At 49.3% G+C, this 16,531-nt stretch carries 12 protein-coding genes; 11 read left to right on the forward strand and 1 reads right to left on the reverse strand.

Features of this window, described 5'->3' with window-relative positions:
* Positions 1–226: 226 nt before the first annotated feature.
* A complete protein-coding gene (locus ACEPSU_RS04855; RefSeq protein WP_395322974.1) occupies positions 227–1,204 on the reverse strand; it encodes a polyprenyl synthetase family protein in 978 nt (325 codons plus the stop codon).
* 105 nt (positions 1,205–1,309) lie between these two features.
* On the opposite strand from ACEPSU_RS04855, the gene ACEPSU_RS04860 reads away from it, so the two are divergent.
* The 11 genes from ACEPSU_RS04860 to rlmD all read left to right on the forward strand — a co-directional run bounded on the left by ACEPSU_RS04860 (position 1,310) and on the right by rlmD (position 16,225).
* Positions 1,310–2,218, forward strand: a complete 909-nt coding sequence (locus tag ACEPSU_RS04860; protein ID WP_395322975.1) for a 1,4-dihydroxy-2-naphthoate polyprenyltransferase — start codon at positions 1,310–1,312, stop codon at positions 2,216–2,218.
* Positions 2,219–2,365: 147 nt separating this feature from the next.
* Positions 2,366–2,941 carry a xanthine phosphoribosyltransferase gene (locus ACEPSU_RS04865; RefSeq protein ID WP_395322976.1) on the forward strand — a complete coding sequence of 192 codons (576 nt, stop codon included), beginning with the start codon at positions 2,366–2,368 and terminating at the stop codon, positions 2,939–2,941.
* Positions 2,942–3,049: 108 nt separating this feature from the next.
* A complete protein-coding gene (locus ACEPSU_RS04870) occupies positions 3,050–4,222 on the forward strand; it encodes an ATP-grasp domain-containing protein (RefSeq protein ID WP_395322977.1) in 1,173 nt (390 codons plus the stop codon).
* Between the two features lie 447 nt (positions 4,223–4,669).
* Positions 4,670–6,895 carry a DNA helicase PcrA gene (gene pcrA / locus ACEPSU_RS04875; protein ID WP_395323142.1) on the forward strand — a complete coding sequence of 742 codons (2,226 nt, stop codon included), beginning with the start codon at positions 4,670–4,672 and terminating at the stop codon, positions 6,893–6,895.
* A 23-nt stretch (positions 6,896–6,918) separates the two neighbouring features.
* The gene (ligA, locus tag ACEPSU_RS04880) at positions 6,919–8,952 is read left to right on the forward strand and encodes an NAD-dependent DNA ligase LigA (protein WP_395322978.1); all 2,034 of its coding nucleotides are present in this window, start codon (positions 6,919–6,921) and stop codon (positions 8,950–8,952) included.
* Positions 8,952–10,124, forward strand: coding sequence for a CamS family sex pheromone protein (locus tag ACEPSU_RS04885; RefSeq protein ID WP_260340224.1), 1,173 nt, complete (start codon positions 8,952–8,954; stop codon positions 10,122–10,124). The genes ligA and ACEPSU_RS04885 overlap by 1 nt, the downstream gene beginning before the upstream one ends.
* 436 nt (positions 10,125–10,560) lie before the next feature.
* Positions 10,561–10,869 (forward strand): Asp-tRNA(Asn)/Glu-tRNA(Gln) amidotransferase subunit GatC, encoded by a 309-nt coding sequence (gene gatC / locus ACEPSU_RS04890; RefSeq protein WP_020089544.1) that lies wholly within the window; start codon positions 10,561–10,563, stop codon positions 10,867–10,869.
* A 3-nt stretch (positions 10,870–10,872) separates the two neighbouring features.
* A complete protein-coding gene (gatA, locus tag ACEPSU_RS04895) occupies positions 10,873–12,342 on the forward strand; it encodes an Asp-tRNA(Asn)/Glu-tRNA(Gln) amidotransferase subunit GatA (protein ID WP_020089545.1) in 1,470 nt (489 codons plus the stop codon).
* On the forward strand, positions 12,342–13,763 hold the full coding sequence (gene gatB / locus ACEPSU_RS04900) for an Asp-tRNA(Asn)/Glu-tRNA(Gln) amidotransferase subunit GatB (protein WP_020089546.1): 1,422 nt from the start codon (positions 12,342–12,344) through the stop codon (positions 13,761–13,763). Before gatA ends, gatB begins: the two co-directional genes overlap by 1 nt.
* A gap of 17 nt (positions 13,764–13,780) precedes the next feature.
* A complete protein-coding gene (locus ACEPSU_RS04905; protein WP_395322979.1) occupies positions 13,781–14,794 on the forward strand; it encodes a diacylglycerol kinase in 1,014 nt (337 codons plus the stop codon).
* Positions 14,795–14,857: 63 nt separating this feature from the next.
* A complete protein-coding gene (rlmD, locus tag ACEPSU_RS04910; RefSeq protein WP_395361615.1) occupies positions 14,858–16,225 on the forward strand; it encodes a 23S rRNA (uracil(1939)-C(5))-methyltransferase RlmD in 1,368 nt (455 codons plus the stop codon).
* Positions 16,226–16,531: the final 306 nt, after the last annotated feature.

The raw sequence follows: 16,531 nt of genomic DNA on the forward strand, positions 1-16,531 counted from the left end.
GTTAAAACGTCTGATAATCCGGCTTGCAAACCGCGTAATCTCGGTAATGATCGTTCGACAGTATCGTTGGGCGGACAAACTAAAAGATCACCAGCATAATATGCCAGTGATCCTGAAAGCCATTGTCTCATTTAACGGAGAAACAGTTAGCGTTGCGGGTAACTAAGGGGCTACGTACGATTGTCCTAGCTTCTCTAGCTGACTCCTGTATAGTGGGCTATACCAACTAGTGATCGCGGCGGAGGAGCATCCGCGTCAAGTGAGTCAGATCAGTCGTAGCCTGACTTGCGGGCAGCTGGTCGATTAGGGCCAAGGCTTGGTCAGTCAGGTCCGTGGCTAACTCGTGGGCAGCGCCAACACCATTGTATTGCGTCACTAAATTCTGAACCTGTTCGATATCTGCGGTGGTCATGTCCTGTTTCTTTTTTAGCAGTCGGTGAAAATCGCGTGGTGCCTGGGGAATCGCCAAAATTAGTGGCAATGAGTAGACCCCTGAACGCAGGTCTTCCAACACGGGTTTGCGCGTCTTCTTGGGATCACCAGCATAGTCTAGAATATCGTCTAGAATCTGATAGGCACTCCCAATCGTCAGCCCGATTTCACGGGCGCTGTCACTGACGGCGGCAGGTGCCCCCGCCAATTTAGCTCCCTGATAGCAACTTAGGGCAAAGAGCTCAGCCGTCTTGCCAGCAATTTCTTTGAGGTAGGCGTCCACGTTCACGTTTTCACGGTAGTTCAGCGCCATTTGGCTGAGCTCACCCTGGAGAATCCGGTGCATGGCATTGATATGGTTCTGAATCAGGTCACGGTCATCCGTGGACTTTAGCACTTGATTAAAGTAGGCGGTGAACATAAAGTCACCGGCGTAGATGGCGTTGCGTTGTCCATATTTCATCTGAATCGTGCGAACGCCACGACGAGTCGGGGATTCATCGATCACGTCATCGTGAATCAGTGTACCCACGTGGAGAATCTCTAAGGCTGCTGCACCGGCCTGAAGCTGTGTGGGGGATGCTTCGTCGCCAAATGCGGCGAATAAGTAAAAGTAGCCGGGACGTAAGAGTTTACCGCCGGCGTTGAGTAGCGCTAATATTTTGCTGTGGATGGGTTGGTTATCTAACTGGACCGCGGCTAACAAGTAATCTTGTAGCGCGACGAGTTGCGGTTCCACCTGGGGAAATTGCCGCCAAAGTTGTCGATCCATACTGCACCTCACTATATGTACGTTAAAATTTATCTTACTGGCAAGTGGAAACGTTGTCAAATAAAGGTTATCATCTAATTAGAATTTATTTGCGGGGGGATTACGTTGACACTTAGTATTTTTTTCGAGTTAGTTGAAATTAAGGCAAAAATCGCATCAGTTTGGCCGTTTTTACTGGGACTAATCTTTGTTCAAGCCAACTTCCATCAGTTGAACTGGGGAATCATGGCGCTGTTCTTTATCGCCATGCTACTGTTCAACATGGCTGTTGATATCAACGATAACTATCAAGACTACACGAAGGCCGGTAATCAGGCCGCTGAATGGAAAAAGAAGACCAACATTATTGGAGTTCAGCACCTTCACATTCGCCGGGTGTTTACTCTGATGGCTAGTTTTGCCGTCATTGCTGGGATTATCGGCCTCTACCTAGTCTGGGTCACTGGGTGGCCGCTATTGGTCATGGGGGTGCTGTGTTTTCTGGTGGGGTACCTCTATGCCGGTGGTCCCCGGCCACTTTCGGGGACGCCAACGGGTGAATTCTTTGCCGGTTTTACCATGGGCTATCTGATTATGTTGATCACCGTTTATCTGAATCTTTACCAGACAACGGCATTTAATGGGGGGCTCATGGCCCGAGTCCTGTTGGCCTCAGGGGTAGCGGTTATGGCTATCGCGGCGTTGTTGTTGGCTAACAACATTTGTGACGCCAAGGAAGATCTCGACTTAGAACGCAAGACAATTGTGTATTACTTGGGCAAGCGGCGTTCCTTGTGGCTCTTTGCGGGGTTCTACATCGTCGGCTATCTATCATTGATTGCGAGTGTTCTGATTGGGGATTTGCCGGTCTGGTCCCTGTTGTCCTTAATCAGTATCCCACTAATTTACCGGAATGTGGTGGCTTTTTTCCAGATTCAAGTCAAAAAACAAACATTTATTTTGGCGGTTCGTAACTTGGCGATTCTAGCGCTGACGACAGTCTTAGCGGAGTTGCTTGGCTTATGGATTAGTTAAGCCTTCGTAAATTTCAATCATAGCCGTTGTGATTTTACAGCGCAATCGGGTAAAATAGACTTAAACGTGATTCATTCGTGATTGTTTACACCTTAATCGACACCGCGGATGGATCACCAAGAAGAGCTAAATGGAGGTCGCACTGTCATGAAACTTTTAGAAGATCGCATTCGTCAAGACGGAACCGTATTACCGGGAAACGTCCTCAAGGTCGATAATTTTTTGAATCATCAAATTGATCCGCAATTAATGGATCAGTTGGGCGCCGAATTTGCTCGGCGATTTGCCGATGCCGGCATCACTAAGATCCTGACGGTGGAGTCTTCCGGAATTGCGCCCGCAGTTATGACGGGGCTGCACCTGAACGTCCCCGTTATTTTTGCCCGCAAGCACAAGAGTCTCACGTTGACGGACCACCTTTACACGGCGAAGGTATACTCCTATACCAAGCAAGTGAACAACGATATTTCGATTGATCGCCGCTTCCTCAGCCCCGAGGATCGGGTGCTCATCATTGACGACTTTTTAGCCAATGGGCAAGCCGTCCAAGGGCTACTCGATATTGCCAAGACGGCGCAGATCGAGGTTGCCGGTGTTGGTGTCGTGATCGAGAAACGGTTCCAGAAGGGACATAAGATGGTCATGGATGCGGGCATTCAGTTAGAAGCCTTAGCCAGCATCGCTGCCTTCGAGGATAACACGGTTACTTTTGCGGAAGATTAACTAAACACCTTGCTTGTTTATTCACCACGCAAACTTTAAAATAAATATTGAAACCACCACATTGATTTTAGAAACTATCCAAATTCGAGTTAGAAAGTAGGGAGCAAATTGGCGAACACGGTCTTATATCCTGGAGATACTATTGGGGTGATCGGTAACAGTGCAAATGCTGCGATGTTAGTGACTACCGCCCGTAAGATGGGCCTACGTGTCGGTGCATATGGCGCTGATGAAACGAGTGAAGCATTACAATTGGCTGACTTTAAAGCAGTCGGCAGTAATAAAGATAGTGAGAAGCTGCAGCACTTTGCAGAGAGCTGTGCGGCAATCGTTTACGATTCTGATCGGGTCAGCACGAATGTTGTGAAGTTCTTGGCTCAGTATACGCGGATACCTCAGGGATCGGACATGCTCGAAATGATGCAGGATCGGCTGTTGGAACGGGCATTCTTTGAACAACTGAACGTCAATATTGCTCCGTATGCGACGATCATCAATTTGGATGACGTCTACCAATCCATCAATTCAATTGGTTATCCGTGTGTTCTGAAGCCTATTCAAAAGGAATGGTCGCGGGGCCGTGAATTAGTCATTAAGACCCAGACGGATATTGCTAAAGCGGCCGGTCTCCTTGACTGGGGGACGTATATTTTGGAGTCACAGATTGCTTATGACCGTGAGTATTCTATTATTGTGGCTCGTGACCAGGATGGCAATGGTCAAGCCTTTCCAATTACGGAAACGCAGTCCGTTGACGACCGCCCCGTGCGGACGTGGGTGCCAGCACAGGTCGATGATGCTGTTGCTAGTGAGATTCAACGGATTGCGACGGAAGTAACGAAGCACGTTAGCTATGTGGGTGTCTTTGAAGTCTCCTTCTACCTCACGAGTAGTGGTGCCATCTATGTTAAGAAGATTGTGCCAGCACCGAGTGAGACGGGATACGTCTTCGAAGCCGCTGCCAACTTGACGGAATTCGATCAGCATCTCCGAGCAATTGCTGGGTTACCGTTGGCGTCTGCCCACATTTTGACGCCAGCCGTGACCGCGGCCTTTACTACGGCTCAGTTACCCGCAATGCGGACCCAGTGGCAATTGAAGGCCAACTGGCACTTTACGTTCTATCACTTGAAGCATCAAGAAGATGACGATGTCATGGGGCATATTGCCGTTCAAGGAGACAGCATCAAGCCAATCCTGGATCAATTGGATGATACCGGAATCTGGTCGGATGAAGCCACGGTTACACCTACAAGCGCGGCACCAGACGAACAAGCTTAACTTGATAAATAAAATTTAACGCGAGACTGCATCGACCTGGACGTTAACGGCGCCGGGAAGATGCAGTTTTCTTGTCTTTAAGGGCCGTATAGGTGACCTAACTGGCTGGATATTAGTTTAGTAATAAGAGATTTGAAAAGATGGCCGAGAGTAGTAGGCGTGGCCCGAGATATTTGCTACAATGATAGATAATGATAGGGGAACGTATGTGCGCAATGTGGTGTGACGCTTCCAACGAGAATTCAGAAATTTGAGAATTATTTAAATAGTGGGCTTGATGAGTTATGGGGTGTATTTGGCCGCGACGTCTAGTGATAACTGCGCGTGTCTGGATCGAGTTATTTAGGGCCTGGCGGTGTCGAAAGCCCTAGAATTTTGCTATAATAGTCAGGACTAACTACAGAGAGGATTGTGTTCACGGTGGCAGGAGAAGAATTGTTAACTGGCATGAATGATAAGCAAACGGAGGCCGTCCTTCAGACTGAAGGGCCCCTCCTGGTACTGGCAGGTGCCGGGAGTGGTAAGACGCGGGTCTTAACCCACCGAGTAGCCTACTTGATCGAGCATAATAACGTCATGCCGTGGCGCATTCTAGCGATTACCTTTACAAACAAGGCCGCTAAGGAAATGCGGGAACGAGTGGCTAAACTGTTGGGTCCCGACGGTAATGACGTTTGGGTTTCCACGTTCCATGCTCTGTGTGTGCGAATCTTGCGGCGTGATGCCGATAAATTAGGGTATAATCGGGCTTTTACGATTGCCGATACCGGGGAACAACGGACGCTGATCAAGCGGGTTTTGCATGACCAGAACCTAGATGTTAAGAAGTTTGATCCCCGTTCGGTTCTGGGCGCCATTTCGAATGCTAAGAACGCTTTACAGACGCCAGCGATGATGCGTGAAGCTGCAGGTAATCCGTTTGAAACGACGGTTGCAGATGTTTACGAGAGCTATCAACGGCAATTGAAGGTTAACCAGGCCATGGATTTTGACGACCTGATCATGCTGACGATTAAATTATTCAATGACGAAAAAGATGTCTTGGCACACTATCAAGATAAGTTCCAATACATTCACGTGGACGAATACCAGGATACCAACGATGCACAATACATGTTGGTCAATATGCTGGCTAAGAAGTATAACAACCTCTGCGTTGTTGGGGATGGCGACCAGAGTATCTACGGTTGGCGGGGTGCCAACATGGAAAACATTCTGAACTTTGAACACGATTATCCCGATGCCCACGTTACCCTGTTGGAACAGAACTATCGGTCAACCAAGACGATCTTGAAGGCGGCCAACGATGTTATCCAGCGTAACGTGAACCGGAAGAAGAAGGATCTCTGGACGGAGAATCCTGAAGGGGATGCGATTTCTTACTACCGCGGGCAAAATGAAAACGATGAAGCCCATTATGTGGTGGCAAAAATTCAAGAAGAACGCGAGCAGAATCATCACGATTACGGTGACTTTGCCATCCTGTACCGGACCAACGCGCAATCTCGGGTGATCGAAGAAACGCTGGTTAAGGCTAACATTCCTTATACCATGGTCGGCGGTCACAAGTTCTATGACCGTAAGGAAATTCGGGATGTCTTGGCTTATTTAACGTTGATTGCTAATCCAGCCGATTCGATGAGTCTGGAACGGATTATCAACGAGCCTAAGCGGGGAATTGGCGCGACTAGTTTGACGAAGCTACGGGACTTTGCTGACTTTAATGGCTGGTCCGAGCTGGAAGCGACGCAAAACGTCAGTCTCGCAACGAATTTGGGGGCTCGGATTCGGAATGCCATGGAGAAGTTTGGGCTGACGATCAAGGCCGTACAGGATGTTGCTGCCACGGCGACCGTGTCCGATATTACCAGTCAATTGTTGGATCAGACCGGCTATATGGCCGCTCTGAAGGCCTCCAAGTCCTTGGAAGCTGAGACACGAATCGAAAACATCGAAGAATTCTTATCCGTTACGCAAAAGTTTGATGATAGCTGGGACAACGAAGATCACGATGAGAATGATGATCGGCTGGTTGAATTCTTAGCCGACTTGGCTTTAGTATCCGCGCAAGACGATGTTGAGGAAGAACCGGCAGAGGTAACGTTGATGACGCTACATGCTGCTAAGGGACTGGAATTTCCAGTGATTTTCCTTATGGGGCTTGAAGAGGGGATCTTCCCACTGTCACGGGCAATGCTCGAAGATGATCAGTTGGAAGAAGAACGGCGTCTGGCCTATGTTGGGATTACGCGGGCACAGCAAAAGCTGTATCTCACCAATGCGTACTCACGGATGCTCTATGGGCGGCGTCAAAACAACCCTGAATCACGATTTATTACCGAAATTGCACCAGAATTACTGCACTTGGATTACAGTGAAAGCAAGTCTGGTTTGACGCCAAGTCGTAAGGACGTGCCATTTGCGCGGCGAACAGCCAGTGCCGTTGCCACGCCATATCATGGTAAGACTGGTCGGGTCAGTGAACCAACTGGCACGGGTGCTGGTAAGGTTGCCTGGAGTATTGGCGATAAAGCCAGTCATAAGAAGTGGGGTGTCGGTACCGTGGTCAAGGTTAGTGGTACCGGTGAAGACGCCGAACTGGATATTGCGTTTCCAGAACAGGGTGTTAAGCGGCTGTTAGCTGCCTTTGCACCAATTAAACGGGTTGATTAAAAAGGTTAACGTGGGAGGCTAACATGACTGATAAACCCATCAATACTTTAACTGAAGATCAGGCTGCCAACGAAGCAGCTGAGTTGCGTCCTCAACTTATAGCGTGGGGCAAGCAATATTACGATGCGGATGCACCAGCGGTGGAAGATGACGTCTATGACCGGGTCTACGCGCGATTAGTTGCTTTGGAAACGGCTTTTCCCAATATTGTGACCCCAGAATCACCTACACAGCGGGTCGGTGGGACAACGCGGGGGGATCTACCCAAGGTCACTCACGAGATTCCGATGCTTTCTTTGGGCGACGTTTTTTCGCTGGAAGAATTGAGCGAATTTGATGATCGACTCCGAGCGAACGTTGAAGAAGATTTTGACTATAACTGTGAATTAAAGATCGATGGTCTGGCTATTTCATTACGCTATGAAAATGGGGAGTTTGTTCAGGGCTCTACGCGCGGTAACGGTCAGATTGGGGAAGATATTACCGCCAACTTGAAGACAGTCAAGTCGATTCCGCAGACCCTGAGTCGGCCGTTGACCATCGATGTACGGGGCGAGTGTTACATGCCTAAGGCGGCCTTTCTGGCGCTAAACGAACGGCGAGAAGCGGCCGGCAAGGCTCCGTTTGCCAATCCGCGGAATGCGGCAGCTGGTTCGTTGCGGCAACTGGATGTTCAAGTTACGGCAGATCGCCAACTCGCAACGTTCATGTACAATATTGCAGATTACGAGCCGCTGAACACGCGGACACAGAGTGGCTTGCTGGATGAACTAGCTGAATTGGGCTTTACAACGAACCCTAGTTATCAGGTCGCACATAACATGACTGAAGTCGGCGCGTACATTGACCGTTACCAAGAGCAACGTAGTAATCTCCCATATGGGATTGATGGCATCGTCATCAAGGCTAATTCGTTGCCACTGCAACGGTCACTGGGTGCTACGGTCAAAGTGCCACGGTGGGCGATTGCTTATAAGTTTCCACCTGAAGAAGTTCAGACGAAGATTCTGGATATCGAATGGACTGTGGGACGGACGGGAATCGTCACACCAACTGCTGTAATGACACCAGTTGCGTTGGCCGGGAGCACGGTTGCTCGGGCCTCCCTGCACAATCCAGATTATCTGGAAGCTAAGGATATTCGGATTGGTGATACGGTATTATTGCACAAGGCAGGGGATATTATCCCTGAGATCTCGCAGTTCGTTGCGGCTAAGCGTCCAGCAGATGCTGAACCTTATCCGATTCCAACGCACTGTCCCTCCTGTGGAGCAGAGCTAGTTCATTTGGATGAGGAAGTTGCCTTGCGTTGCATCAATCCTAACTGTCCAGCCCAGCTAGCCGAGGGGATGAATCACTTTGCCTCCCGGAATGCGATGAACATTGCCGGCTTGGGTCCACAGATTGTGGCGCAGCTCTTTGATCGGAAACTGGTCAACAACGTGGCTAGTTTATATCGGCTGACGGCTGATCAATTATTAACTTTAGATAAATTTGGGGAGAAGTCGGCCCAAAACCTCTTGACAGCAATCGATAATAGTCGCAATAATTCATTAGAACGTTTGCTATTCGGTTTGGGTATTCGTCACGTTGGCGCCAAAGCTGCTCGTTCCATTGCGGCAGAATTTGGCGATCTCGACAGCTTGATGGCTGCCGATAGCGAGACGATTGCCGCCATCGATACCATTGGTGGTATCATTGCCGACAGTGTGGTGACATACTTTAGCAGTGATCAAGTTCAGAATCTGATTCATGAACTTGCGGACCTTGGCGTCAACCTGACATACACCAGTGGGGCGGCAACACCCGTTGATGCTGAGGGACAATTCGCTGGGCAACGGGTGGTTCTGACGGGGAAACTTCAAGAGTTGACCCGCCCGGAAGCTACCGCATGGCTAGAGCAGCACGGTGCCACAGTTACCGGGTCCGTCTCGAAGAAGACAGACTTGTTGATTGCTGGCGAAGCGGCTGGTAGCAAGCTCACTAAGGCTCAGAGCCTAAACGTTCCCGTTTGGAATGAAGCACAATTGCAGGCGGCAATGAATGAGAATAAATGATGACCTTTAGGAGGAAACAAGTCGTGAAACGGTTACGAACTTTTATCGCGTTAGCTGCAGTTCCGTTATTTTTGGCTGCGTGTGGTAATTTGGGTAGTTCCAGCATGTCTTCAAGTTCTGGTGGTAGTGGTAAATCTGGGAGCACCCAGTTGACCGGCCAGACTACGGACGGGGATTACGAAGGCGTCATCAAGAGTGGCCACTACCAGACGAGTAAGTCACGTGGAGTCACGAACAGCCAAGACTCTGGCAATACGTACAACTTGAAGAGCTTTGAAAATGGGATGCTGAGCGTCTCAAAGAAGGTCTTTTCAACCAAGAAATATGTCTTCCAGGAAGGTCAGTACTTGAGTTCTTCAACCGTACAGAATTGGCTGGATCGAAAGTCCAAGTCTAATCCAGATGGATTGAATCCTGCTAGCAACGGGTCAACTTCACCAAACAAGCGGAACCCCATCTATATCCAAGCCCTGGAAGAACAGGACTACATGACGCAAAAGGACAATAAGCTTTCGCTGAGTGGGGTGACGGTTGGGATCGCCGTGAACTCGGTCGATTATTACAAGAAGACGCAGTATGGCGCAACCTTCGAGACGAAAATCAGCAAGGCGGCTGGTGAGGCGTATGCCAAGAAAGCAGCCAACACGGTGCTTCAACGTCTTCGGAAGAAGTCAGCGTTGAAGAATGTGCCGATCGTGATTGCCGTTTACCGGCAGGCGTCTAACGATAGTCTGGTCGGTGGGACCTTCATGGCATACTCGAATAACAAGGCTGGTGCAACTAGTGTGAAGAGCTGGACACCGCTTGGTGAAAAGAACTATGTCTTCCCAGTTGAGAGTGGTTCAAGCAGTCCTAACAGTAACGACGAGAGCTCCTTTACGAACTTCAAGACACAGGTTGAGAACTTCTTCCCGAACCTGAGTGGGGTGACTGCACAAGCCCGTTATGACGGTAAGAACCTGCAGGGGATGCACGTCAACATCACCGTCCAGTTCTACAGTCAAACGGAAATCATTAGCTTTACGCAGTATCTCCAAACGGCAGCACAGAAGTACCTGCCGTCCGGAGTGCCAATTGATATTACCGTCTCATCGACCGATGGAACGCAGAGCTTCCTAGCACGGGCGAGTGGCGCGAAGAAATTTACCAGTCACATCTTCAATAGTTATTAAAATAAATGAGATTTATGCAAAGTTGCGGAGTCCTTTCGTCGTTTTGACGAGGGGGGTCCGCAACTTTTGCCATATTCACCCCAGATTGTTTTAAGTAATGATGATTTAACGGCCGGATAATGGGCTGACCTATTTGTACAAGGAAATGATAAGTTAGGCGTAAATGAGTTGTTATCGTGCAAACTAACTGTTATCATGGGCATTCGGCGGTAGTCACGTCCCAGAAAGATGCCCAGTTCGGATTTTTTTCGAGTTGAGAGCCCCGCATTCTCGGCCCGGTCACTTTGGAATCTAAACGAGGTCCCAGAAAAACGACCATTTTCTTGTCAGAATCTTTGGTGTACTGCTGATATATGGTAGAATATTAATGTATGTTTATCTTCAGGTAAGTTGGGGATAAACGGTGAATGCGGATAAATTAGAAAGAGGGATATTGATGGCTAATCGAATTAATCGAGACCAAGTTCAACACGTTGCCGGTTTGGCAAAGCTTGAATTTACGGATGCCCAGTTGGATGCTTTCACGCCCCAACTTGATGACATTATTGGCCTTTTTGAAACGCTCAGCGAAGTTGATACTGACGGCGTTGAAGCAACGAGTAATGTATCTGATCAATTAAACGTTATGCGTGAAGATGTCGCCGATAACTGGGGACAGAGCCAAGCACTGCTTAAGAATGCACCGGATGCCGCTCGCGGCTTCATCAAGGTACCGGCCATCATTGACGAAAGCGAGGATAACTAACAGATGAATTACTTTAAACAAGATCTCGCCAGTCTCCACGCCGACTTGGTCGCTAAGAAGCTTAGTGCTAAGGAACTGACTCAGGCCACCTTCGACAACATCAAGGCCACCGATCCTAAGATCGATGCCTTCTTGGCTTTAAACGAAGATGCTGCATTGGATCAGGCTGCTAAGGTTGATGCAGCTGGGATTAAGGAAGACCAACCCCTAGCTGGGATTCCCGTTGCAATTAAGGACAACATCGTCACCAAGGACTTAACGACGACGGCTGCTTCTAAGATTTTAACCAACTTCAATCCAATCTACGACGCAACAGTAACGACTAAGTTAGCCGATGCGCAAATGATCACGGTTGGGAAGACCAACATGGATGAATTTGCCATGGGTGGGTCAACCGAAACGTCTGCCTTCAAGCAAACGAAGAACGCTTGGGATCAGACCAAGGTTCCCGGTGGATCCTCTGGTGGTTCCGCAGCTGCTGTGGCCTCTGGTCAAATCGTTGCTGCCTTGGGGACCGATACCGGTGGCTCTATTCGTCAACCAGCCGCATTTAACGGTGTTGTTGGGATGAAGCCAACGTACGGTCGTGTTTCTCGTTGGGGTTTGATTGCCTTTGGTTCTAGTCTGGATCAGATTGGACCACTGACGCGTGGAGTTAAGGATAACGCCACGATTCTGAGCACGATTGCTGGGCACGACGAACATGACTTGACCAGTTCAACGCAAGCCGTTCCTGATTTTGCCAAGGACTTAAACGACGCCACTAGCGTTAAGGGTCTGCGTATTGGTTTGCCTAAGGAATTCTTAGCCGACGGGGTCGACGAAGACGTGAAGAACGCCATTCTGGCCGCTGCTGACACCTACCGCAAGTTGGGTGCCACGGTCGACGAAGTTTCCTTACCACACAACAAGTACGGGGTCGCTGCTTACTACATCATCGCCTCATCTGAAGCCTCATCTAACCTGCAACGGTTCGATGGGATTCGTTACGGTTACCGGGCACAGGACGTTAAGAACTTGGAAGACGTCTACGTGAAGTCCCGTTCCGAAGGCTTTGGTGACGAAGTTAAGCGCCGGATCATGTTGGGGACCTTCTCCCTGTCCGCTGGATTCTATGACGCCTACTTCTTAAAGGCCGCCAAGGTTCGGACGGTCATCATTAATGACTTTAAAGCGGTCTTGAAAGACCACGACTTCATCATGGGACCCGTTGCCCCAACGCCTGCATTTGATTTGGGCGCTGAGATCAAGGATCCAATCACGATGTACATGAACGATATTCTGACGATCCCGGTCAACTTGGCTGGGTTACCAGGACTCTCATTGCCTGCTGGCTTTAGCAACAACTTGCCAGTCGGGATGCAATTGATTGGTCGGCCATTCGACGAAAGCACGCTGTACAAAGCAGGGTACGCCTTCGAACAAAGCACGGACTTTCATTTGCAAGTACCAACGTTAGGAGGTCAAAACTAATGAACTTTGAAACTACGATTGGACTAGAAGTCCACATTGAGTTAAAGACAAATTCAAAGATCTTTAGCCCATCCCCCGTTGCTTACGGAGCTGACCCTAACGCCAACACCAACGTCATTGACTTTGGGTATCCTGGGGTTCTGCCAACGACCAACAAGGGCGTTGTCGCCGATGGGATCATCGCGGCTTTGGCCTTACATGCGACGGTTGAACAACACACGCACTTTGACCGGAAGAATTACTTCTATCCTGATAACCCTAAGGCCTACCAGATTACGCAATCTGACAAGCCAATCGGGCATGACGGTTGGGTCGAGGTTGACGTTGATGGTGTGAAGAAGAAAATCGGTATTTCTGAAATGCACATTGAAGAAGATGCCGGTAAGAACACCCATGAACGCGACTATTCTTACGTCGATTTGAACCGGCAGGGGACACCACTGATTGAAATTGTTTCTAAGCCAGATATCGCTTCACCTGCTGAAGCCTATGCTTACTTGGAAGCTCTTCGTCAACGGATTCAATTTACTGGGATTTCCGACGTGAAGATGGAAGAAGGTTCCATGCGGGTCGATGTCAACATCTCCGTTCGACCTGTTGGTCAAGCAAAGTTCGGGACTAAGACTGAACTGAAGAACTTGAACTCCTTTAACTACGTTCAACGTGGGTTGGAGTACGAAGAAAAGCGGCAGCAACAAGTCTTGATGTCTGGCGGCGCGGTTCAACAAGAAACGCGGCGGTTTGACGAAAAGACCGGTGAAACCATTTTGATGCGGGTCAAGGCCGGCGCTGATGATTACCGGTACTTCCCTGAACCTGACTTACCAGCCCTGAACATCAGTGATGACTGGATTAAGGAACTCGGCGATGCTATGCCAGAAATGCCAACTAAGCGGCGTGAACGTTACGTTAACGAGCTTGGCTTGACGGATTATGACGCCATGGTTATTACCCAGACCAAGGAAATGTCTGACTTCTTCGATGCTACGGTAGCGTTGAAGGCCGACCCTAAGATGGCCGCTAACTACCTGCAAGGGGACGTTAACGCCTACCTGAACGACAACCACGTTGATTTGCAAGCCACTAAGCTGACACCAGCTAACCTGGCCGGTATGATCAACTTGATTTCCGATGGGACGATTTCTAGCAAGATGGCCAAGAAGGTCTTCAAGGCGATTACCAATGGTGAGGAACCTAAGGCGTTCGTTGAGAAGAACGGCTTGGTACAATTATCAGATCCAGCTAAGCTACAACCGATCATCGACGATGTTTTACAGTCAAATCCACAATCCATCGAAGACTTCAACAACGGTAAGAAACGGGCCGTTGGGTTCTTAGTGGGTCAAATCATGAAGCAAACGCACGGGCAAGCTAACCCGCAAGTCGTTAACAAGCTGTTAATGACAGCATTACAGCAATAGAGCAATGGAGGCACATCATGCGTAAACGGGCACGGGTCATTTATAATCCAACTTCAGGGCGTGAGGCACTGAAAAAAGACCTGATTGATATTCTAGCGGTGTTTGAACAGGCGGGGTACGAGACGAGTGCCTTTGCCACCACAGCCGAACCTAACTCGGCACAAAACGAAGCGACCAGAGTGGCGAAAGCCGGCTTTGAGTTGATCGTGGCTGCCGGGGGAGATGGGACGATCAATCAAGTGGTCAACGGGATTGCTGGATTGTCGCATCGTCCTAAAATGGCCATTATTCCTGCCGGTACCACGAATGATTATGCCCGGGCGCTTCACATCCCGCGCGAGGATCCGTTGGCGGCAGCGAAGGTTGTCCTGAAGGACCAGACCATCAAGATGGATATCGGCCAGGCGGGTGAGACTTACTTTATCAACATTGCCGGTGGGGGACTACTGACGGAGTTGACTTACGATGTCCCATCTAACTTGAAGTCGATCTTCGGCTATCTAGCATACCTGCTGAAGGGTGCTGAGCTCTTGCCACGGATCAAGCCCATTGATATGGACTTGACCTATGACGGTGGTCATTTCCGCGGCAAAGCGTCCATGTTTCTCTTGGCACTGACCAATTCCATCGGTGGCTTCGAGCAGATTGTGCCCGACGCTGCATTGGATGACGGGAAGTTCACCATGATTATCGTCAAGACAGCCAGCATGCCGGAAATCCTCCGGTTGATGGGCTTAGTCTTGAACGGGGGGAAGCACATCAACGATCCCCACATCATTTACAAGAAGACTAGCAAGGTGATTGCCAAGCCAGTTGAGGAGCGAATGATGATCAACCTGGATGGCGAGTACGGTGGTGACGCCCCAATGAAGTTCCGGAACCTCGGACAACACATTGAAATGTATGCCAACCTAGACGCTATTCCGGATTCGGCGGTTACTAGTGAATCGCCGGAAGTTCTGGAAGCAGAACAGCGTTTCGTCAAGCAGGTTGAAAGCCTGCCGGAAGGCGAACAGCAAACGGAAGATTAAGATACTGAAGGGATTTTGCTCGAACGTTTAGTGGCAAAGTCCCTTTCTCATTAAGGAGTACACATGAAAACTAAAGCACCAGTAGCAAAGAACGAACGTCTCGACGTCACCATCGCCGACCTGACTTATCAGGGGATGGGTGTGGCTAAGGTGGACGATTTCCCACTGTTCATCGAAAACGCCTTACCCGGCGAAGAACTGACGATTCAAGTCACTAAGGTCCAGAGCCATTACGGTTTTGCCCGGGCAATTGCCTGGAAATCCGAATCACCTGATCGGGTTAAGGATGTTGACAAGACGTACCGCCAAACGGGGATTGCGCCGTTACAACATCTGGCCTATCCAGCCCAACTGAAATTCAAGCAACACCAGATTGCTGAACTCTTCAGTAAGGATCACCAAGACGTTGATGTTGCCCCAACTTTGGGGATGGAAAATCCTACCCAATACCGGAACAAGGCCCAAGTCCCTGTTCGGATGATCAAGGGTCAACTGGAAACCGGTTTCTACCGGCAACACAGTCACGACTTGATCCCATTGACGGACTTCTACATCCAAGATCCAGCCATTGACGCAGCTATTGTCAAGGTTCGCGACATTCTCCGTCAATTTGAGATTCCAGCTTACAATGAAATCAGTGACAAGGGTGTTATCCGTAACATCATGGTTCGGCGTGGCTACTACAGTCATGAGATGATGATTGTGCTGATCAGTCGGACGCAAAAGCTCCCAAGTCAGGCCCAACTGGTCAACCAGATTCACCAGGCCTTACCAGAGGTCACTAGTATCGTCCTAAACGTTAACGCCAAGAAGACGAATGTCATCATGGGTAACGTGACGCGGACGCTGTACGGCAAGCCGACTATCGAGGATAGCCTGTTAGGGTTGACCTTCGCCATTTCGGCCCGGTCATTCTACCAAGTGAACCCACAACAGACCGAAAAGCTGTACCAAATGGCCATCGATAAGGCCGGTCTGACCGGTGAAGAGACTGTGATCGATGCCTACTGTGGGATCGGGACGATTTCACTGGCCTTGGCCAAGCACGCCAAGCACGTTTACGGGGTCGATGTGGTTTCCGAAGCCATTGAAGATGCCAAGGTCAACGCTCAGAAGAACCATTTGAGCAACGTGTCCTTCGAAACCAACAAGGCCGAGTTCCAAATGGCCAAGTGGCAAGAAGACGGTATCAAGCCGGACGTCGTTGTGGTCAACCCACCACGTAAGGGCTTGGCAGAAAGCCTGATTGATTCCACCGCTAAGATGGGACCTAAGAAGGTCGTTTACGTTAGCTGTAACCCAGCAACGTTGGTGCGTGACGTGGCCCGGTTCCAAGAACTCGGCTATGACATTGACGGGCCAATCCAACCCGTTGACCAATTCCCACAGACACCACACGTGGAAAGTGTTACGGTTTTAGTGAAGAAGTAGATTTAACCTGATGAGGACCTCAGCGAGCAATTGCTGAGGTCTTTTTTTGCGGAAATTAGTTCGAGGAATACTTCTAATTTCTCAAGATGAGTCAAAAAATTATACTTTTTTTGAATATGTCCCAGCCTGCTAAAAGTACACAGTCAACACTTAATTGGTATTTTCTTGCACACGTGACACCATAATGAAAGCTTGCTTCCAACACGTAAAGCGGTTTACCAGAAAGCATTTTCAATCTGTGCACCTCGACACAATTAACGGGGTTGCTGAACAGAATTTCAAGATTTTACTTTACAAACGTGCAGG

The organism is Levilactobacillus parabrevis (assembly GCF_044051715.1).
Classification (GTDB): domain Bacteria; phylum Bacillota; class Bacilli; order Lactobacillales; family Lactobacillaceae; genus Levilactobacillus; species Levilactobacillus parabrevis.

What these genes read in the sequence shown, in the direction of transcription:
- gatA (WP_020089545.1), top strand. Translation starts at nt 10,873, where the DNA reads ATGAATTACTTTAAACAAGATCTCGCCAGTCTCCACGCCGACTTGGTC.
- gatC (WP_020089544.1), top strand. Translation starts at nt 10,561, where the DNA reads ATGGCTAATCGAATTAATCGAGACCAAGTTCAACACGTTGCCGGTTTG.
- gatB (WP_020089546.1), top strand. Translation starts at nt 12,342, where the DNA reads ATGAACTTTGAAACTACGATTGGACTAGAAGTCCACATTGAGTTAAAG.
- ACEPSU_RS04885 (WP_260340224.1), top strand. Translation starts at nt 8,952, where the DNA reads ATGACCTTTAGGAGGAAACAAGTCGTGAAACGGTTACGAACTTTTATC.
- pcrA (WP_395323142.1), top strand. Translation starts at nt 4,670, where the DNA reads ATGAATGATAAGCAAACGGAGGCCGTCCTTCAGACTGAAGGGCCCCTC.
- ligA (WP_395322978.1), top strand. Translation starts at nt 6,919, where the DNA reads ATGACTGATAAACCCATCAATACTTTAACTGAAGATCAGGCTGCCAAC.
- ACEPSU_RS04865 (WP_395322976.1), top strand. Translation starts at nt 2,366, where the DNA reads ATGAAACTTTTAGAAGATCGCATTCGTCAAGACGGAACCGTATTACCG.
- ACEPSU_RS04905 (WP_395322979.1), top strand. Translation starts at nt 13,781, where the DNA reads ATGCGTAAACGGGCACGGGTCATTTATAATCCAACTTCAGGGCGTGAG.
- ACEPSU_RS04855 (WP_395322974.1), bottom strand. Translation starts at nt 1,204, where the DNA reads ATGGATCGACAACTTTGGCGGCAATTTCCCCAGGTGGAACCGCAACTC.
- rlmD (WP_395361615.1), top strand. Translation starts at nt 14,858, where the DNA reads ATGAAAACTAAAGCACCAGTAGCAAAGAACGAACGTCTCGACGTCACC.